Source organism: Fibrella aquatica, assembly GCF_041321135.1.
In the GTDB taxonomy this organism is placed as follows: domain Bacteria; phylum Bacteroidota; class Bacteroidia; order Cytophagales; family Spirosomataceae; genus Fibrella; species Fibrella aquatica.
The window spans coordinates 627,675-647,561 of sequence record NZ_JBGGWF010000004.1 but is presented as its reverse complement, the minus strand read 5'-3'; the positions used below and the strand labels follow the sequence as shown (position 1 = coordinate 647,561).

Annotated in this window: 19 protein-coding genes; 11 read left to right on the top strand and 8 right to left on the bottom strand. The window is 51.9% G+C overall.

The genetic code is table 11. From position 1 onward, the window contains the following. Nucleotides 1–201: 201 nt before the first annotated feature. Complete coding sequence (locus tag ACAW87_RS13420; RefSeq protein WP_370723906.1) at nucleotides 202–654, bottom strand: ferritin-like domain-containing protein; 453 nt, start codon at nucleotides 652–654, stop codon at nucleotides 202–204. Nucleotides 655–920: 266 nt separating this feature from the next. Continuing rightward, nucleotides 921–2,369: an asparagine--tRNA ligase gene (asnS, locus tag ACAW87_RS13415; RefSeq protein ID WP_370723905.1), complete on the bottom strand. Its 1,449-nt coding sequence runs from the start codon at nucleotides 2,367–2,369 to the stop codon at nucleotides 921–923. A gap of 188 nt (nucleotides 2,370–2,557) precedes the next feature. Between asnS and ACAW87_RS13410 the strand changes: the two genes are divergently transcribed. The 4 genes from ACAW87_RS13410 (at nucleotide 2,558) to ACAW87_RS13395 (ending at nucleotide 4,365) form a co-directional block, all read left to right on the top strand. After that, nucleotides 2,558–3,112 carry an RNA polymerase sigma factor gene (locus ACAW87_RS13410; protein ID WP_370723904.1) on the top strand — a complete coding sequence of 185 codons (555 nt, stop codon included), beginning with the start codon at nucleotides 2,558–2,560 and terminating at the stop codon, nucleotides 3,110–3,112. 4 nt (nucleotides 3,113–3,116) lie between these two features. Beyond that, nucleotides 3,117–3,431: a hypothetical protein gene (locus ACAW87_RS13405; RefSeq protein WP_370723903.1), complete on the top strand. Its 315-nt coding sequence runs from the start codon at nucleotides 3,117–3,119 to the stop codon at nucleotides 3,429–3,431. A 159-nt stretch (nucleotides 3,432–3,590) separates the two neighbouring features. Then, nucleotides 3,591–3,899 carry a hypothetical protein gene (locus ACAW87_RS13400; RefSeq protein WP_370723902.1) on the top strand — a complete coding sequence of 103 codons (309 nt, stop codon included), beginning with the start codon at nucleotides 3,591–3,593 and terminating at the stop codon, nucleotides 3,897–3,899. 70 nt (nucleotides 3,900–3,969) lie between these two features. Further along, a complete protein-coding gene (locus ACAW87_RS13395) occupies nucleotides 3,970–4,365 on the top strand; it encodes an Hsp20/alpha crystallin family protein (protein WP_370723901.1) in 396 nt (131 codons plus the stop codon). Nucleotides 4,366–4,467: 102 nt separating this feature from the next. Here ACAW87_RS13395 and ACAW87_RS13390 read toward each other — a convergent pair whose 3' ends face one another. Together ACAW87_RS13390 and ACAW87_RS13385 are read right to left on the bottom strand one after the other, a co-directional pair. Next, nucleotides 4,468–5,334: a YitT family protein gene (locus ACAW87_RS13390; RefSeq protein ID WP_370723900.1), complete on the bottom strand. Its 867-nt coding sequence runs from the start codon at nucleotides 5,332–5,334 to the stop codon at nucleotides 4,468–4,470. Between the two features lie 13 nt (nucleotides 5,335–5,347). Beyond that, nucleotides 5,348–6,298, bottom strand: a complete 951-nt coding sequence (locus tag ACAW87_RS13385; protein ID WP_370723899.1) for a phosphatase domain-containing protein — start codon at nucleotides 6,296–6,298, stop codon at nucleotides 5,348–5,350. 167 nt (nucleotides 6,299–6,465) lie between these two features. Between ACAW87_RS13385 and ACAW87_RS13380 the strand changes: the two genes are divergently transcribed. From ACAW87_RS13380 to ACAW87_RS13355, 6 genes are all read left to right on the top strand, one after another. Further along, nucleotides 6,466–7,032, top strand: a complete 567-nt coding sequence (locus ACAW87_RS13380) for a hypothetical protein (protein ID WP_370723898.1) — start codon at nucleotides 6,466–6,468, stop codon at nucleotides 7,030–7,032. 114 nt (nucleotides 7,033–7,146) lie between these two features. Beyond that, on the top strand, nucleotides 7,147–7,731 hold the full coding sequence (locus tag ACAW87_RS13375; RefSeq protein ID WP_370723897.1) for an RNA polymerase sigma factor: 585 nt from the start codon (nucleotides 7,147–7,149) through the stop codon (nucleotides 7,729–7,731). 127 nt (nucleotides 7,732–7,858) lie between these two features. After that, the gene (locus ACAW87_RS13370) at nucleotides 7,859–8,917 is read left to right on the top strand and encodes a FecR family protein (RefSeq protein WP_370723896.1); all 1,059 of its coding nucleotides are present in this window, start codon (nucleotides 7,859–7,861) and stop codon (nucleotides 8,915–8,917) included. Nucleotides 8,918–9,032: 115 nt separating this feature from the next. Beyond that, the gene (locus ACAW87_RS13365) at nucleotides 9,033–12,470 is read left to right on the top strand and encodes a SusC/RagA family TonB-linked outer membrane protein (RefSeq protein WP_370723895.1); all 3,438 of its coding nucleotides are present in this window, start codon (nucleotides 9,033–9,035) and stop codon (nucleotides 12,468–12,470) included. Between the two features lie 152 nt (nucleotides 12,471–12,622). After that, complete coding sequence (locus ACAW87_RS13360; RefSeq protein ID WP_370723894.1) at nucleotides 12,623–14,152, top strand: RagB/SusD family nutrient uptake outer membrane protein; 1,530 nt, start codon at nucleotides 12,623–12,625, stop codon at nucleotides 14,150–14,152. Between the two features lie 110 nt (nucleotides 14,153–14,262). Beyond that, nucleotides 14,263–15,327 carry a glycoside hydrolase family 43 protein gene (locus ACAW87_RS13355; RefSeq protein ID WP_370723893.1) on the top strand — a complete coding sequence of 355 codons (1,065 nt, stop codon included), beginning with the start codon at nucleotides 14,263–14,265 and terminating at the stop codon, nucleotides 15,325–15,327. A 6-nt stretch (nucleotides 15,328–15,333) separates the two neighbouring features. Here the strand turns inward: ACAW87_RS13355 and ACAW87_RS13350 are convergent, their stop codons facing one another. After that, the gene (locus ACAW87_RS13350; RefSeq protein ID WP_370723892.1) at nucleotides 15,334–17,298 is read right to left on the bottom strand and encodes a sialate O-acetylesterase; all 1,965 of its coding nucleotides are present in this window, start codon (nucleotides 17,296–17,298) and stop codon (nucleotides 15,334–15,336) included. Between the two features lie 114 nt (nucleotides 17,299–17,412). Beyond that, the gene (locus ACAW87_RS13345; RefSeq protein ID WP_370723891.1) at nucleotides 17,413–18,132 is read right to left on the bottom strand and encodes a YqjF family protein; all 720 of its coding nucleotides are present in this window, start codon (nucleotides 18,130–18,132) and stop codon (nucleotides 17,413–17,415) included. Nucleotides 18,133–18,248: 116 nt separating this feature from the next. On the opposite strand from ACAW87_RS13345, the gene ACAW87_RS13340 reads away from it, so the two are divergent. After that, nucleotides 18,249–18,497, top strand: a complete 249-nt coding sequence (locus ACAW87_RS13340; RefSeq protein ID WP_370723890.1) for a DUF3820 family protein — start codon at nucleotides 18,249–18,251, stop codon at nucleotides 18,495–18,497. 17 nt (nucleotides 18,498–18,514) lie between these two features. Here the strand turns inward: ACAW87_RS13340 and ACAW87_RS13335 are convergent, their stop codons facing one another. Continuing rightward, a complete protein-coding gene (locus ACAW87_RS13335) occupies nucleotides 18,515–18,661 on the bottom strand; it encodes a hypothetical protein (RefSeq protein ID WP_370723889.1) in 147 nt (48 codons plus the stop codon). A gap of 168 nt (nucleotides 18,662–18,829) precedes the next feature. Beyond that, on the bottom strand, nucleotides 18,830–19,882 hold the full coding sequence (locus tag ACAW87_RS13330; RefSeq protein WP_370723888.1) for an FUSC family protein: 1,053 nt from the start codon (nucleotides 19,880–19,882) through the stop codon (nucleotides 18,830–18,832). Between the last annotated feature and the right edge of the window lie 5 nt (nucleotides 19,883–19,887).

Below are 19,887 nucleotides of genomic sequence, written 5' to 3'. Positions count from 1 at the left end.
CCGACGTCAGGAGGGATCTTCGCTAATTGCTAACACTGCTTGCAATTAGCGAAGATCCCTCCTGACGTCGGGATGACAAAAGCGCTGCTTATTCAACTAATTAAAATAACAGCCCACCTGCGCGAAACAACTCCACAATCACCAACAAGAAGGGGGTGACGTTCACGAACGTCACCCCCTTCTTGTTGGTATAAAACAGATCTAGCTGTTTTTCAGGCTTTCCATTTTAGCCAATGCCGCTTTCAATTCCGACAACTGCTTGGTTAGGTCTTCCTTGATGTAAGCCGGAATGTGGTCTTCTTCAATAGCTTCTTCGTACGCCTCAACAGCGGCGTTCTCGCCGAAGGTCACCGAGCTCAGCACCGTATCGCGGTCTTTTCCCGTAACAGCTGCCTTGATATCGATCCAGGCGCGGTGAATTGTGCTGCTGATGTCGGTCGATGTAGCATCTGTGACGGCTGTGCCATCGATACGGACGATATGGTCGGCCAGTTGGCTGCGAAAGTTCTGGCTTTGTACAACCATCTCATTGAAGAGGTGATCTAACTGTGAGTCTTCCGTGTCTTCGATGGCTTTCATGTAGCCTTGAATCCGGTCATTATTGATCTTTACCAGATCATTCAAATCTTCAACAATTTCTTCGTTCTTAATCATGACTAACGTTGATTGAATGGTTTAACTTCTGTTTTAGAACTGTACAGGCTGGTCAATGTTCAAAAAAAAGCCGCCTGGCTTATTAACCGGGCGGCTTTTGGGATGTGGATTTATTGGCGCATTGCTTATGCGAGGCGGGCGGCCAGGAGGGACCGCCCCTACATGGGAACCACCTCTGGAATGTGGATTTATTGGCGCGTTGCTTACGCGAGGCGGGTAGCCACGACCGATTCGGCGAGGGTCCGCCCCCCACATAGGAACCTATCTTAAAATTCGGCTGACTTTGGAGCGCGGGGGAATGGGATTACGTCGCGGATGTTGCTCATGCCACTAACGAACAGAACCAGCCGCTCGAAGCCCAGGCCGAAACCTGAGTGGGGCGCTGAGCCAAACCGGCGCGTATCCAGATACCACCAAATGGCTTCTTCTTCAATCCCAACTTCGGCCATGCGGGCCGTTAGTTTTTCCAGATTGTCTTCGCGTTGCGAACCACCAATAATCTCGCCAATGCCGGGAAACAACACGTCCATAGCCCGAACGGTTGGTCCAGGGGCGGTGGTTGATTCATCCTGCTTCATGTAGAATGACTTGATGGCCCGTGGATAGTTGGTTAGAATAACGGGCTTCTTGAAGTGCTTCTCTACCAGGTACCGCTCATGTTCCGACTGAAGATCAATGCCCCAGCCAACTTCATACTGGAACTGCCCTTTCTTGGCTGGTTTTGAGTTGCGAAGAATGTCAACGGCTTCCGTGTACGTCAGCCGCTCGAAATCATTATCGACCACAAACCGAAGCTTTTCGGTCAGCGTCATCTCGCTTTGCTCTTCTTTTTTCTTCGTCTTTTCCTCCTCTTTCAGGCGGTTTTCCAGGAAAGCGAGGTCGTCGGCGCAGTTGTCGAGCGCGTAGCGAATCACCGATTTGACGAAATCTTCGGCCAGGTTCATGTTGTCTTCCAGTTCGAAAAACGCCATTTCCGGCTCGATCATCCAGAACTCTGCCAGGTGGCGGGTCGTGTTCGAGTTTTCGGCGCGGAATGTTGGGCCAAACGTATAGATCTTGCCGAGGGCCAATGCGCCCAATTCGCCTTCCAGTTGCCCCGAAACGGTCAGGTTGGTTTCGCGGCCAAAGAAATCCTGGCTGTAGTCCACCTTCCCGTCTTCTGTTTTAGGCGGGTTGATCGGATCGAGGGTCGATACGCGGAACATTTCACCAGCACCTTCCGCATCAGACGCGGTAATGATTGGTGTGTTCAGGTAGAAGAACCCGTTATCGTTGTAGTATTTGTGAACGGCAAACGCCAGTGCGTGGCGGATGCGCAGAATGGCGCTGAACGTGTTGGTGCGGGGGCGTAAGTGAGCAATCTCACGCAGGAATTCGAGCGAGTGCCGCTTGGGTTGAAGCGGATATTTTTCCGGGTCGGCAGGGCCGTAAATATGCACGTCGGCGATCTTCACTTCCACCGCCTGCCCTGCGCCCTGCGAGGGCACTAGCTCGCCGGTGATGGCTACGCAGGCCCCGGTAGTGATGAGGCGCAGCGTTTCTTCAGGCAGGAAACCTGCCTCGGCCACCGCCTGAATGGTGTGGATGGTAGAGCCGTCGTTGATAGCCACGAACACGGCATTTTTGCTCTCGCGCTTGGTACGTACCCAGCCCTTCACCGTTACGGTCTGGCCAGGTTCCGTCTGAAGCAATTGCTTAACAGGTAGGTAACTCATGGGGGCAAAGATAAAACAGTTATCAGTTATCAGGGAACAGTTATCAGCGTTGCTTAATAGAGTCTAGACCTGAAGCGGTAGTTGTCTGATGAGCCATTGGTAACTACCAAGTGTTGGTTCATCATTAATAACTCATCATTGATACTTGATAACTGTTCACTGGTAACTGATAACTGTACTTTCGCCGCATGGCTGCCGAAAACCCCAAGCGAACCGTGCTCGATACTGTGAAGCAGTATGGCGGACGGCTTTTTGGGTTTATTCGTGACCGGGTGCGAACGGAGGAAGACGCAGAGGATATCTTGCAGGACGTTTGGTATCAGCTGAGCCGCGTTGTTGATCTTGATCAGATTGCGAGCCTCAGCGGTTGGCTTTATGAAGTGGCCCGCAACCGGATCACAGACCGGTATCGACGGACCCGCGAGGTTACCCTGACCGATGCTACCCGCTCCGACGATGACGAAACCGACCTATCCCTCGACGATATGCTGGCTGATCCGGAGTGGGCCGATGATCCAGCCTTTCGCGATCTGATCTGGGATGAACTGATGCGGGCACTCGATGAGTTGCCTGAAAAACAACGATCTGTGTTTATACAGAATGAACTAGAAGACCAGACCCTACAGGCGATAGCCGACCAACTGGGGGAAAACCTCAAGACGATTATTTCGCGAAAACGGTATGCCGTTCAGCACCTTCGCAAACGGCTTCAAACATTATACGACGAACTGTCGAACTCCTGACACCATGCGCTACGGACCGAAACGCCGCTTTTTCTGGATTCCTTTTTTTGTGTTACTCAGCGCATCGCTACTGTCGGCGGCGGTGATGTGGCTGTGGAATAATGTGCTGGCCGAGGTTGTCCAGGTACGTTCGATTACCTTCTGGCAAGCGGGAGGCCTGATGTTGTTAAGCCGTCTATTATTCGGCAACTGGCCAGGCCGTGGCGGTCGATGGGGCGGCCCCAACCGATTCAACCGCCCGACCTGGAAGGCCAAATGGCAACAGATGACCGACGAAGAGAAAGCCTGTTTCCGCGAACGGTGGGGGAAAAAAGTTTAATGTCCAAGGTCTAATGTTGCGCTGCAAGCCCACGATTGGCAGCGCAACATTAGACCTTGGACATTAAACATTAAACTTTTTTAAAGTATTTCCCCGACTTGTGCGTCATCCTGTTTGAAGCCGTTTACAACCCCGGCTTTCAACAAGATAATGAACCATATGCCTCGCTTTCTTCTGCCTGCCGTTTTGTTCGGCGCGGTGTTAGTTGCCTTCCCCTTTTTCTTACTGAAACTGGCCCTGTTTGCTTTGTTCATCGGCGGAGCCATGCGCTTCATGCGTCGCCGGGTGTTTGGCGGTGAATCGGGGACTACCTGGAGTAGCCCCTGGCAGTCGCGCCGGATGGAGTTTACCGACCGGATTCGTACCATGAGCGATGCCGAATACGCTGATTTCGTGCAACGTAATAAACCACAGCGCCCGATTCCTATTGAGTCATTTGATCGGCCCAGCGAAGGGTTCGTCCTGTAGAAAATGACTCGTACTGGTCACCCGGGCCAGTTTGTAGTGCTTTTACAACCAATTTTTAAACAACAAGAACATGCATCATCACCAACATCGCCATCAGCATGGCAGTCCATTCACGCAGTTCATGCGCCCTTTTTTCGGCGGCTGGCGCCGACCCAAATACAACGTACCCATGAACGTGGAAGATCACAGCGATCACTACAAAGTGTTCGTGTATGCGGTCAGCTTCGATAAAGCAGACATTAAGGTCAGCGTGCTGAACGATAAACTGATCATCCAGGGAACCCGCGCCCACGATTCGGCCCAAGATCCCGCTTTTCTGCTACAGGAATACCCGCTAAAATCGTTTGAGCGGGCTATTCCGCTCAGTAACCGGGTCGACACAGCAGGTATTGTGGCCAAGCAGGAGAATGGTGTACTGATCCTTACCGTCCCCAAAAGACCGGAGCAGGTTGTGGAGGTCGAGTAAGTCTTGCAAGTCGTATAAAAGGGAGTCCTGAGTCAGGAAAGTCGCTACCAAGCAATGACTTTCCAGACTCAGGACTCCTTATTTATACGACTTGCAAGACTTCTAATGTAATGGCAAACTCTTGATCCGTCCGCCCACTACATCATCGACAGGGTACTGGATCAGGAATGCCTTCTCGTCTATAGCCAGGATCGTTGTGCGTAGTCGGCTGATTTCCAGGCGGGTGATGACCACATACAGCACATCGACATCCTGGGTTAGATCGCCGCGTTTTCCGTGGCCCTGTGCGCCTTTCAGAACGGTCATGCCCCAGCCTGCTTCCGTAATTTGTTCGCGGATGAGATCATACTTTTCCGAGACAACCAGAATGGCCGTATACTCTTCGATACCATGCACGATAAAGTCAATGGTTTTGGAAGCGGCGAAGTAGGTGATCATCGAGTAAAGGGCCAGTTCGATGGTCAGAAAAAAGGCGGCGGTTCCAAAAATGAACACGTTCAACAACAGAATGACATCACTCACTTTGAGAGAAGCCGACTGCCGACTAATAACCAGCGCCGCCACTTCGGTTCCATCCAGTACAGCCCCGCCACGCATAGATAAACCGATGCCGGCACCGATGAAAAAGCCACCGAAAAGGGAGGTGAGCAGTAAATCAGGTGTTACGTCGGGGTAGGGGACAAGCACGATACAGGCCGATAAACCAGCAATGCCGAGCGTGCTTTTAATGGCAAACTCGCGCCCGATTTGTCGGTATCCCAGCCAGATAAACGGCAGGTTGATAACAACGATACCTACTGCCAGCGGTAAACCGGTGAGAGAGGCCAATAACATGGAGACGCCGGTTACGCCGCCATCGATGAATTGGCTGGACAGTAAAAAGCCTTTTAGTCCCAGTCCCACGCTGAGAATACCGGCGATGATGAATGCCGCGTCGCGGACATAATGTGTTGGTGTACGTATGAGCATAGTGTAAATAGAATTAGAAATTACCGTAATCAACTTGCAAACAGGTTAGGCCCAGGTCGTGGCGCCAAAGGGAAACAACCTGATCTCGATCATCAAAAACAACCTCGACAGCATACCGATTCCGAATGTGTGTATCGAACAGTTCCCGTTTAATAACCGCGTCTTTCCGGTTATCGTTGGCGCGACGCATAAACAAGCTGTACTCGAGACCTTCCTGCCAGCCAATATGTTGGTAGAGCCAGGCAATGGTTTCGGCTTGGCAAATGCTATCACGACCCGACAGGAAAATAACGGCGTATCCGGCTGATTGCATGGCTTTTATAACGTTGATGACCGATGTTCTGGGCCGGTCCATATAAACTTTTTTCCACTCAAAAGGCGATCGATTTCCTATGAGTGCAACGGTCCCGTCGATATCGACCAGTATACATCTGGGCAGTGTGCCCGGCTGCTTATCTGAGCTACCGGGCAACGTACCTGCCGCCCGAGGGAAAACGAGCGTACGGGTGGTATCGAAAGTTCTTTTAAGTTGCTGGTAGCGGCGAAACTGCTCGCGAATCACAGCCTCGCCTACTACATCGGGGCGGGCAGCATCGCGCCGGATGGCCTCATCGACTCCTACGTCAAAGGTTTTGAACGTGACGGTTACCCGCCGATTTTCTACCTGCATAAGTAACTCGTCGAGCGTGCGCTGGCGAAGGTGGGTATTATCGAGTAGAACATTCCAGCCCTCATTGAGGGCGGTGGTCAGGGCTACTTTCTCGAGTTGGGTCACCATGCGTTCGATGGGCTCTTTCCGCCGGTTGTTCCATTGCCAGTATTCGTTGAGTGATATGGGCAGCAGACTTCGTCGCAGGTTATCGCGGTTCAGACGCAGATAAGATGGATTCGTTTGAACGAATTCTTTCGCAAAGGTGGATTTACCACTTCCACTGATACCAATAAGAACGAACAGGTGTTGCATAAAAATAAAACCGGCCGACCAGCAAAAACGGTCAGCCGGTGGCTCACAAAAAGGTTATCTGCTCCTCATGCCGGGTCGATGATTATTGTAAAACCAGTTGGAATAGCTTTTTTTTGACAGGTTGAATCCAAAATCAACAAGAATACATCATCCCAAAAACGCTTCTTATGGGCCTCATCAAACCAATTGGCACCCTCGATCGAACCATGTCGAAAACGGGGATTGTACGCCTCGCCGCCGACCATGCCCAACAAATAATTGATAGTGGAAACTACGACCTGCTGAAGACGTATGTGGAGATGAAGCGCTACGAGGTGTACATCAAAACCATTATTGCTCAGCTCAAAAACCATAGCGTAGCACAGGCTCAGGAACTGCGGGCCATTACCCAAAACCCCGTTGTGGCGGCCATACAGACCGAAGAAGGAACGTCGGTACCCGAATCGGTAGCGGCTTCTTCGTTACCCATGCCAACCAGTTCGGCTACGTCGTTATCTGATCAGGAAGAGCCGTCTGATGATCCGGTGGTTGGCCAGAATACCATAAACTACAACGCGGGCAGTGTTCAGATTACCCGACGAGTTACCTATGATTTCACGCAAGACGCCGAATGGCAACAGATTACGGCCGAGATAGCAGCGTTGAAGCTGAAACTCAAACAGCGTGAAGAATACCTGAAAACACAGGATGATACGCCCGCTCAGGTGACCGAAAACGTGTCGGTGAGGCTGTAAGGCTCCGTTCTGTAGGTGCGTTCCACGTTGTTTACTACATACCTATTTCGGGAAAAAGATGGCTGTTTCCCGGGGAAATGCGTTAACTTGATAATACCTTTGCCCTATATAGATATGGTACAGTCAAGCGCGTATACCTACTCTTCTGACGCAGCACTTTGGGATGATTTCTTGACGGGAAACCGGGCCGCCTACGCCTGCATGTATGAGCGCTACGCCAAAACGCTGTACAACTACGGTTACAAAATTGCTCAGAACCGGCAACTGACTGAGGATTGCCTACAGGATCTGTTTCTAACTATTCTGGAAACCCGCGATCGGCTGGGCCGCACAGACTCCATCAAATTTTATCTGATGCGCTCGCTACGCCGCGAAATTGTGAGGCGGTTACAAGCCGAACAGCGCTTTGACCCCGACCCCGACGCCGTTGATTTTCAGGTAGCGTTTCACTACGAACCTACCTGGCTTGATTCGCAGATTACGGCTGAGCAGTCGGCCGCGTTGCTGGTAGAACTCAACGCCCTGCCACCCCGGCAAAAAGAAGCCTTGTTTCTGAAGTATTTCGATAATCTGAGCTACGAAGAGATTGCCGGCGTAATGAATATTGAACAGTCGTCGGCTTATAAAATTATTTACAAAGCGATTGCTGCGCTACAGAAACGCGTAAGCAGCAGTGTATTGATGCTATTGATGGTATGAAGTCGGCACGTTAATGGATACTGAATCATTCATTATCTTTTTCCCCAGAAAAACTTGCACTTGCAAGGGATAAAATGCTGATACGGTTTCTTCTGTAAGAAATCTTCCGGTATTCCGGGTCAGCTAAATGCCTCCTAATTTACCCCCTTCCGATTATGCGCAGTTTACCCTCCGCGACTTCGTGCTCGACGAGTCGTTTAGGCGATGGGTGCTACAGCCCGATGAGGCTACTATGTCGTTCTGGCATACGTTCATGTTGCGCTATCCAAACCAGCAAACCGTAGTAGACGAGGCGGCTTCCCTATTGCTTCACCTGCGGGCCAACTACGATGATTTGACCGAAGCCAGCTATGAGCGCATCTGGACTATCCTGGAACAGGCTCATGATGAGCGTCTTGTGCCAGTTATTGTGTTGTCGAAGCAATCGGTTTGGCGTCAGTTCGGCAGTTGGAAAGTAGCCGCTGTGATGGCCGGTATCATGGGTACGTTGGTCACAGGCTGGTATGTCCGAGAGCGGCAGCATCAGCACAGCGAACATACAGCTTTCGGCGAAACCCGCACGCTTGTATTGCCCGATGGGTCGACGGTTCAGCTCAACGGAAACTCGACCTTGACTTTCCGCGATGATTGGGTTACCGATCAGCCCCGCGAGGTTTGGCTGGAGGGCGAAGGTTTTTTTAAGGTAACCAAGAAAATAGTTGCTGGTCAACGGGTGAAGTTTATTACCCACACGCCGGGTCTCGATGTCAAGGTGCTGGGCACGCAGTTTAACGTCAACTCGCGTCGGGGACAAACCGACGTCACGCTGGTAGAAGGCAAAGTAGAGCTGATCCGACCCGGCGATACAAAAGCCAGAGTGCTTGAGCTGAAACCGGGTCAGGTAGCCTCGGCCCGGCCCGGCATTGCCCAGGTGGCGCTCCAGGAAACAACTCCGGAAATACAGACTGCCTGGACGAAAAAGCAGTTCATTTTCGATAAAACGCCGCTCCGAACGGTGGGACAGCAGCTTAACGATTCGTATGGTCTTACCCTCGTCTTTGATGACGAAGCCCTGGCTGATCGGCAATTCACCGGTAACCTGTCGAGTCAGGATCTGGAAACACTGCTGACAACCCTGGCCGCCACCTTTGATCTTACTGTAGAGCGCGATAGCAATACGGTGTATTTCCGAAAAGTAATCCGATAAATGCCCGCGCTGACCACTGTAAGTATAGGATAGTCAGCGTAATAAAGATCGAGTTGATTGATCGATCTAGAGTACTAAAAATAGTTCAGCGTTTATAGTATAACCGTCCAAAACCATGAATAACAGGTATATTACCTTATCGGTGTTGGTTGGCCTGAGTCTGTACAGCCTGCCCCAAGTGGCCGCTGCTCAGCTAATGACCAGGGCCAATACAGCCACGAGAGGCACCACCCTGCGCGCTGACGCACAGGCAGAAGAGGGACATCGAAATCGTAGCCGTTCGCTGAAGAAGGCGCTGACTGAGATTGAACAGAAATATCACATCAATGTGGCCTACGACGAGCAACTGATCAACGGTAGGCATACAGAGGCGGAACTGACAGGCAGTACACTGACACAAACTCTGTCGAACCTGTTGAAAGAGCAAGGGTTACGCTTCCGCAAAATTAAAGAGGATCTGTACGTGATTCAGGCGGTACCCGTTGAAAAGACGACGTCGACAATCCCTTTAGCAAACCCCGCCACCGACCGCGCCGAGGTGGTGGAGCAGGCCATTGAGGCCGTTGAAAAACGCATCACGGGGCGCATCACCGACGAGAATAACGAAGGGTTGCCGGGGGCTAACGTTATTGAGAAAGGAACCAACAACGGTGCTACAACCGACGCTGAAGGTAATTTTACGATCAGTGTAAGCGACGAAGCAACCACGCTGATTGTGAGCAGCGTAGGCTACACAAGGCAGGAAATTGCCATTGGTCAGCAAACCGTTATCAACATCAAACTGGTGCCCGACGACCGCACGCTGAACGAGGTGGTAGTGATTGGCTATCAGACTGTTCGCAAGAAAGACCTGACGGGGGCTACCGACGTAATCAGCCCAACGCAGTCGAACCGGGTAACGGCCAATTCGCTGGCTGAATCCATTCAGGGGCTGTCGCCGGGGGTTACCGTGCGCAACACTGGTTTACCGGGGCAGGGGTCGTCTATCCAGATTCGGGGGGTGGCCAGTTTTCTCAACACCGATCCGCTCTACATTATCGATGGCATGATTGCCGATGCCAATCCGACGATTAATAACAACGATATCGAGTCGATTCAGGTGTTGAAAGATGCCTCGGCAGCCGCCATCTACGGATCGCGGGCCGCCAACGGCGTTGTTATTATTACCACCAAGCAGGGTAAAGAAGGGCCGGTCAAGGTGTCGTTCTCGGCCAAATACGGCGTTCAGAACCTCTATCGCCGCTGGGACCTCACAGATGCGCGTGGATTTGCTGCGTTGCAACGTGATCAGTACAGAAATTCAGGCCAGCCAATCCCCGGTAGCATCAACGTACCTGATGATCAGCTGACCAACACGAACTGGCAGGATCAGGTGTTGCAAACGGGCAACTTACAGGACTATAACCTGACCTTATCGGGCGGTAACGCCAGCAGTTCATACCTGGTATCGGGTAGTTACTTTACCAACAAAGGTTATGTGCAGGCAACGGGTTTCGACCGGATTAGTGCCCGCATAAACACCCGAAGCCAGATTGGGCGGGTTACGGTGGGTGAAAACATGGTGTTGACGAACTCGAACATTCAGAATCCGCCGGGCTTCATCAATCCAATTTATGACATGGCGTATATGCTGCCCGTTATTCCGGTGCAGGATCCGCGCTACGTGAACGCGACCAATCCCGAAGGGTACGGAATCGGTACTATTCCCGACGCCATTTCGTATGCCTACAACCCGGTTGCGGCCCGGAACCTGGCAACCAGCAAAAGCAACTTCGCCAAAATTGTGGGTAATGCGTTTGTCGATGTGAAGATTCTGAGCGGGCTGACATACCGCTTCAACGCCGGTTTGGAAGCCAGCTTCGATTACACGCAAAACCTGCGGAAACTGGGCATCTACCAATACAGTGCCGCTCCGGTGCCCAGTTCGGTGGGCGAAGATCGGTCACGGTTTACCAGTACTCTGTTCGAGCATACGTTGAATTTTAACCGCACCTTTGGCGCACACAGCATCAACGGCGTAGTGGGTATAAGCCAGCAAAACACGCAGCGTGACATTACGTCGGGCTCACGCACTAACCTGGGTATTGCCGGTGGTCAGTATTTCGAAACCATCAACGCTGCTACCGGTGTATCGAACTCAGCCGGTTTCACGCCCGATAAATACGCTATTCTGGGCTACATTGGTCGGGTCAATTACACCTATAGCGATCGGTATTTGCTAACTCTAACCGGCCGGGTAGATCAGGATTCGCGTTTTGGAGCCAACTACCGGGTGGGTTTCTTCCCGTCGGTGGCTGCGGCCTGGCGCTTAAGTGAAGAAGAGTTCTTCAACGTCGGCTGGATTTCGGACCTGAAGCTAAGCGCTTCTTACGGTAAACTAGGTATTGTGGTGCCTAACCTGGGGTCGTTCCCGTATACGGCGTTCATCAACAATAACCCCCGCGCCATTTTCGGGATCGATCAAACGCCTAACGTAGGTGCTTATCAGGCCCAGTTGGCCAATCCCGATCTGCGTTGGGAGGAACGTACCCAGCAAAACGTTGGCGTGACGGCCAGTTTCCTGAACAATCGTATTTCGACCGAAATAAACGTCTACAACTCGCTGTCGACCGATGCCATTCTGAATTTGCGCGTACCGGGTTATCTGGGTAACCTGCGCGGCGACCCCTTTGTAAACACGGCCTCCATTCGCAACCGGGGGGTCGAGATGTCACTGACCTATCGTGATAATCGGAAAGCGGTGAAATGGGATGTGTCGGGTAACTTCACAACGATCAGAAACCGGGTCGAGAACGTAGGTAATCAGGGGCTTAACATCAACTACATTCAAAGCGGCAACACCCGTTCACAGGTAGGGCAGTCGGTAGGGCAGTGGTTCGTACTGAAAACCGATGGCCTGTTCCAGAATCAGGGGGAAATTGATGCTTACGTGAATCGGGACGGTGTTAGAATTCAACCCAATGCCAAACCGGGTGATATCAGGTACGTTGATACAGACGGTAATGGTGCCATCAACGTTGAAGACCGGCAGTATGTGGGCTCGCCCTGGCCTACGCTACAGGCTGGTTTGCAGGGAAATGCCAGTTACAAAGGGTTCAACCTTAACGTGCAGCTGATCGGCGTATTCGGCTATACCGTGTACAATAGCATACGCGCTGGTCTCGATGGCTACCAGAACACGAATTTCCGCCGCGATGTAAGCCCCTGGTCGCCAACCAACACCAACACGTCGGACCCCCGCATCGGGTTGCAAACCGACGATCAGGGTATTCAGAACAACAACCTCGGCTATACCGATCGCTGGCTCGAAAACGCGTCGTACGGCCGGATTCGCAACATCGAGCTCGGATACGCTTTGCCTGCTACGCTGCTGAGCCGCGCCAAAGTGCGTAACGCGCGCGTGTATGTCAGTGGTCAGAACCTGTTCACGGTTACCGGCTACTCGGGTCTCGACCCCGACGTAACGGGTGCAAACATTCAGGAACGTGGTGTCGATAATGGTCATTATCCATCGCCACGGGTGATTTCTGTTGGTATCACGGGCGATTTTTAATTTCTAAAAGACCCCACCCCCGACCCCTCCCCTTAAACAAGGGGAGGGGAGACGCTTCGGCGTAGCTCCGCAAATCGGCGAAGCCTACGGTAGAGCAACTCCCCTCCCCTGTATTTCAGGGGAGGGGCTGGGGGTGGGGTAAAACAACTATCATGAAAAAGATACTTCTTGGCTTGAGCCTGACAGCGACCGCGTTGCTGACCGGCTGCCAGCAGAATTTAGATATAGTGAACCCCAATCAGGTAACAACAGAGTCGTTCTGGAAATCGGGCGATGATGCACTGGCGGGCGTTAACGCTATTTACAGCACCATGCACCGGGAAGGTACGTCGCGCTGGGTACCCTTCTTTTACATTATCCGGTCAGACGAAGGACGGAGCCAAAGTCCATACGCTCCTATTCCGAATAACGCCGATCAGTTTCAGGTCATCGACACCAACCTTGATTTCGGTTACACCGTTTGGCGCGATAATTTCATTGGCGTAAACCGGGCCAATCAGGTGATCGACAACGTACCTGGCATCACGATGGACGAAACCCTGAAAAATCGATATTTGGGCGAAGCCAAGTTTATGCGCGGGCTGTTTTATTACCAGTTGGTGACCCTGTATGGTAGTGTTCCGCTGATTGTAAATACAGCTGTAGCTGGTGATAAACCAACGTCGGCCCCACAGACCGAAATTTGGGCGCAGATCGAAAAAGACCTGACCGAAGCCGCCGCCGTCTTGCCCAATACCTACGGATCGGCCGATCTAGGTCGTGCTACCAAAGGGGCTGCCTACGCCTTGTTGGCAAAAGCACAGATGCAACAGCGTAAATACGCCGAAGCGCTGGTACCGCTGCAATGGCTGGCCGAAGGAGAGGGTAAGGGCGTATATGCGCTGGTGCCTAATTACCGGGATAACTTCCTGATTACGTCGGAAAACAACCGGGAATCGGTTTTTGAAATTCAGTTCGCGCTGAACCCGGCCGAGTTTACCGACGATGACACGCAGGATCCCAATCACAACTACGGCACATCGGTTGCTCAGTTTTTTGGCCCTTCAGGCATTGGCTGGTCAGATGGTGAAGCCAACCGCTGGCCGATCTACGAATTTAACGAGCGAACCACAACCGGCGCCCGCGATCCGCGACTGGAAGCATCGTTTCTGTTCGACTCAACTGATGTGCGTGGACCCGCTTTCACCCAGATTTACGGGCAAACGTTTGCGCAGCGATACGGTAACGGCGGCGACAGCAAACGCGTGTGGTTCCGCAAGTTTCAGAACGACCACTGGAAAAACGAAGAAGGCTACCGGTCGCCCAATAACTGGCGGTATATCCGCTATGCCGATGTGTTGCTGATGTATGCAGAAGCGCTGAATGCAACGGGCCGAACAGCCCAAGCCTACGCATTTGTTGACCAGGTACGTCAGCGGGCCGGCTTGCCAACGCTAACAATAGCCAAACCGGGTTTGTCACAGGCTCAGTTTCTGGAGCAGCTGAAGCACGAACGCGTTACCGAACTGTCGGGCGAAGGTCATCGTTGGAATGATTTAGCTCGCTGGGGCGATCTGGGCCCCGGCTTGGCCGCCCGAGATGCCGGTTTCCGTAATTTCGTACGTGGTAAAGATGAAGTTCTCCCCATCCCGCAAATCGACCGCGACCTGAACCCGAACCTGTTGCAAAACCCGAATTATTGATTTCTACCGTAGAGACCGGTCCGCCAGTGCGGCAAAATCTTGCCGCACCGGCGGACCGGTCTCTACTCGCGCGTCAGCAATACCCCTCGCGTCAGCAATACCCCTCAACGATGAAAAACCTACTTCTCTCAACGCTTATACTGCTCGGCTTTCTGGGTGGTTACAGTTGCAAATCACCCACCACCGGCCCTGTAACGCCTACCGTGCCGGTGGTGCCGGTCGATACAGTTGGTAAATTCCGAAACCCGATTCTACCGGTGGGCCCCGACCCCTGGGTGGCGCAGAAAGACGGCTTTTATTACGTGATGCACACGACCGGCAATAACCTGCGGATTTACAAAACCAGCAGCATGGCCCGCCTCTCGTCGGCCCGCCCCGTCACCGTCTGGACGCCGCCCGCTACCGGGCCAAACTCCCGAAATATCTGGGCACCCGAGCTATTCAACGTGAACGGGAAATGGTACATTTACTACGCTGCCGATGATGGCGCCGACCGGAATCACCGGATGTTTGTACTGGAAAACGAAGCCGCCGACCCCACCACAGGTACGTGGGTAGACCGGGGGCAGCTGGCCCTGCCCGACAATAAATGGGCGATTGATGGCACGTTGCTAAACCTGAATAACCAACTGTATTTTTCGTGGTCGGGCTGGGATAACGACCTGGGTGGCACACAGTATATCTATCTGTGTCAGCTGACCAATCCGTACACGGTGGCCGCCGGGCCACGAGTTCGGGTATCGGCCCCCGATTATGCCTGGGAACGTCAGGGCTTTGGGGTCAACGAAGGGCCGGAGTTTTTGGTCAATGACAATAAGGTATTTCTGGTGTATTCGGCCAGTTTCTGCGGAACGGATCTGTATACGCTGGGTCAGTTAACGGCCCCCGCCACGGGTAACCTGCTTAACGCAGCCACCTGGACAAAGTCGGCTACACCTGTTTTTGGCCCTAACGCGGGTAACGGCACCTACGGGGCAGGGCATAACGGCTTCTTCAAATCGGCCAACGGTAGCGAGAACTGGATCATTTACCACGCCAATTCAGCACCCGGACAAGGTTGCGCTGACCTACGTTCCATCCGTATGCAGCCCTTCACCTACCGCACCGACGGAACGCCTAATTTCGGGACACCTGCGCCCGTTGCGGAGTACATCAAACGTCCGATAGGCGAGTAAAGAGACTTAAAGAGTGCCTACCCGTAGCGAACCACCAGACTGGATAGATAACGTTCCCTGAAGCCGTATTTTGTTTGCGGCTACTGACTGGGTTACTGTAACGGTCTGGTTGGTTGCTATCTGTACCTGACTTGTGGCAGAGGGTAGGTTTTCGCATTGCCAGATGTAAGGTTGTTGCCAGTTGCCGGGTCTGATACAAAGCGATAGCTGGCCTGTCTGGCAATTAAATTGAAGCGTTCCATCGGCTGTTGCTTCGGCGGTGGCCGTTACAGCGCGTAGCCGATACCGGTATTCGCCCGATTGTTGCGCCGACGAATCGGTGTAGGTTGTTGTGTTGGCCGGTAGCGTCACCAATCGTGAAAACGTTGGCTCGTTGGCCCGACGTCGTTCCAGAATATACGCCTGTTCACCGGGATGATCGGTCCAGGTTAGGCTCACCGTGTTGTTGGCACCATTCACCGTGAAGCCAATCAGGCTTGAGAGAGCAGCACTGATGGGAACATTCCAGAAGGTGAGCGCGCGCAGCCCACGCTTGTTCGTTAAAAAAGGGCCTGGGAAAGCGGCCGCGTACCCAGCCGGAAACGGTTGCCAGCCTTCCACATTGGGGTAGTTGGGTGGTAAATAACCCAGTTGCTGAGCGTTTACAGACTGACTCAGAGAGAGTATAACTCGATAGCCATCAACACGCCCTGCCGTTACCAAACCGTTGAGCTTGTCCAGATATAACCACTGACGCATTTGGTGCGTGAGCTGATTCCCGTATGTGTCGTTGAGGGTGGTATCACTAGGCCACACCATATGCTGATCTTCGTCAAACTGCATAACCAGTTCGTTACGCGACGCTGAGGTGTAGTACACTTTCTTAATGTCGGGCGAGGTGATTTGCGCAGTATCGGTCGATCTGTAGAAGTCGCGGGCTACCATGCGAAATACTTCCCGCCCCGTTTGTAAATGCCCTTCTACGCCGAAATGAATGCCATCATAGGTAACTGTGCCTACTGTAGCGTACGGCTGAATGAGTGGTTGCAACGTACCTAGTTTGCGTTGGTAATCGCGAAAAACACCGGTCTGTTCATTTGTGCCAGCCAATACGTGAATCTGAAACAGATAAAAGCGCCCTAACGTCGGGTAATCGGTTCGGATATTTTGGAAGAGCACATCGAATCGGGTTGGCCAGGCAGAGGAAGCGCCGCTTGTTTCATTCTCGCCCTGTCGAAAGAAATAAGCTTTGACAGAACCCGCTAATCCTGCTCTGTTGACCCGGTAGAGAAGGCGGCCGTGATTAGTCGTCAGATCCATCGGATTGACGGCATTCCGCTCATTAAACAATTGAATGGGCGCACCACCAACGCCACCATTCAGTACACAAATCGGTATCCCATACTGATCGATCAGGTGACGACACAACTCCATGCCCCATGTTCCAACAACGGTACTACCCGTAGTGTTTCCTGTTGCCCAAAGCGTATCGGCCGGATTGTAGGAGGCTGCAGATGAGGCAATGCCAAACGTTCGGATATAGTCGCTTTGGTATGTGTAAGTGGGAGCCGAATAGTAAGCTACCGCGTTTGATTGTCCATTGATAATGTACACATCACCCGCCACAATGCGTTGCCGGTCAGCCACTAACACAGAATCTGAGGTTCGGTGCATGAATACGCGTACCCGGAACTGCGCCAGTTCGGCTGGAATGGCCAACGACGTTGAGAAAGGATAGGTAGTAGTGGGCGTTGTGTAAAAAAGGGGAATATATGCGTGCGTAAATGGCGAACCGTTGCGTGTAACAACCACCGATAACCGGGATGCTCCTGCACCGGTTACACGCCCGGCTATGTGTATAATGCCCTCCGATTGCTGTGTGCGTGGGTAAAGTTGCCCATCGACAGGGAGCTGTGAAAATGTTACTAACTGTGCAAAAGAGGTGTGGACGATGAATATCCAGAAAAATAAAAGAAAACTACCTGTTTTCATTATCGTTTTTTTTGACGACTAAATCCAAGCAGTGCTACAACTTCTACACCAAAATTGAATTTAGAGTAAACGATTTTCTGGAAATTGGTAGAATATACTTATGCCGGTACTCATTCAATCAACTACTGCACCCGATTTTATGGCCACGGCCGACCCATCGGCCAGGAAAATGGAACGGGGCGGCTGTTCAAAGAAGGGCGCAAAGGCGTTGCCGTAAAGTACAGGTACGTTACAGTTTACATCATAATCTGTAACCGTATGGATCTGCCACTTTGGATGAACAACTTCATATTCAGAGGTTTTGCCGGGGCCTCGTCCGGTATAGCCCCAATAGTGTTCGGTGATAAAGGCCTCTTCGCTACCGGCCACCAGCGGCTGCCCGATGCGGTCGGCGGTGACGCGGATATGATTCCAGTCCCGGCCTACTTTCCATTCGTAGTCAACCTGTTGTTTATCGCCGGTTAGCTGTAGGCTGTGTCGCATGGGGTGAGTTGCGTAGGGCTCACCATAAAGGGTTTTAGCTACTAACGTAATGGCTATTTTTGGCACAATCTCTTTCACAAAAACCACGCCCCGTTTCCAGCCGGTAGCTGTTTTTCGGCGCACATAGAAACGAAGATTGAACTCCTCGAATTCGCGGTGGAACGGCACGGCAACACGGCCGAACATTTTCACCTGTTGAAAGTAAAAACCAACCAGACTACCGTAGTGAACACCGTTGAAGTCATCCAGCTCTGTTCCATAGGGTACCAGCGGCTCGAGCACTTGCCGGTCAATAGGATAGTTGGCAAAGATTAAATTGCGCCATTCGGCGGTGAGGAATGTGGTGGCCATTGGGTGGGGTCATGCGTTTAAGAAGTAACGATACCCGGCATGGAACGTTCACCTGACCGATGTTGCTTTTTGTGTCAGGTAGGTATACTCCTGAATAACGCGTACTATCTCTTCTTATGGCTGAACCTGTGCCACCTGGCAATTCCGATTTGTTGATTGAATTACTGCGTTATCCAATGCCTTTCGGCAAGTATCAGGGGCGGTTACTGCGTCAATTGCCTGTGTCATACCTCGAGTGGTTTGCACAAAAAGGCTTCCCGCCCGGTAAGCTAGGTATGCTGCTTCAAACCCTATATGAGATCAGGATCAATGGGTTAGACTATCTGCTCGATGAACTGGAGAAACAACAGACAGGAAGGAGATAAATGGGCCAACCGTTCACTCACGCGTTAGCCCCGGAAGATAGATCACTCGTTTGTAGTTCTGTCAACGAATCAACAGTCATTGATCCCTGAGAAACGACTGGCTCGTCCATGATCCAGAGAATAGCGATAATGTATACGAAAAGAATTACCAGAGCGGTCCACATAATTGAGAGCAGTTTCTACATCGTTGATCCTACACTTAAATCTATAGGATTTGTATAAATACTGAGCAAAAAATCGGCCAAATTTGTTCTGATTAGTGCATTTTTGTGAGGAAAAGTTGAGCATATACTTAAAAACAGCTTCAGTCCATACGGCGTTACCTATTTGCTTTATTTTCGTCGGGCAACCAGGATTTTTGTGCGCCTCATCTGCCGGGTCGCTTTGTATTGAAGCCGTTCGTTATACAGCATCCAGCCGCCAAACGCACCGATTACGCTGCCGATTAGAATGTCGATGAATCGGGCAAAGATCAGCGTGGTAGGGTCGGTGGTGAGGGAGTTTCCTGATTCGGCCAGGAAAATGGTGAGAATGGTGATGAAAATGACGGCCAGTCCGTAGTTGCGCACCACCAGAAATTCAACGATCAGTTGGAGCCCGATCACACCCAGGCAAAGCATCAGCAGACTAGGCTGAAGGAGCAAAATCAGCCAGGTGAGTCCTAGCCCGATGAATGTACCTACAATGCGCTGAATGCTGCGTTGCCAAATGTGTTGTGTGCTGATGCCCTGCATCACGGCCGCGCAGGAGGTAGGCACCCAGTACGGGTTTTCGAGCTCCAGCAGATTGGCAATCAATAACGCAAGGCCCACCATAGAGCCAAACGTAGCCGACTCGATCAGGTTTACGTATTTGCTTTTCTCTATGACAAGTGTCTGGTTGTCATTGCTGTTGCTATTCAGTGTCAACAGGCCGTGAACCAAAGCCAGCACAAACGAGATCATGGTACCAATGCCGACAAAGCCAATATTTTGCGGAATAACGTCCAACTTAAAAGGCAGGCAAATGGCCACCGAGGCAATCATGATAAAGAAAAAATTCCCCGGCGGACGAGTCATCTTCAGGTAATAGAGGCCAACGTGGACAATGAACGCGTATAGGCCAAGTACCAGTGGAGCCACCAGTGGATTGAAGCTGAACAGGCTACCCACGGCAAATGATACCATGATACCAAACGAACAGGCCATGAGTATGGTCAATCGGTTGGCGATGCGTACGGAGTGACTGTACAGGATGACAAGCCCGGCCAGTGATGCCAGTTTGCCACCCTGAAGCATACCGGTGAAATAGCCAGCGAGCATAGGAATACCAACGCTGAGACCCGCCAGCACAGGAACAGGCCACTTTCTGTCGGTTTCCTTGAATTCAAAAAACTGCTTCAGCATGGTAG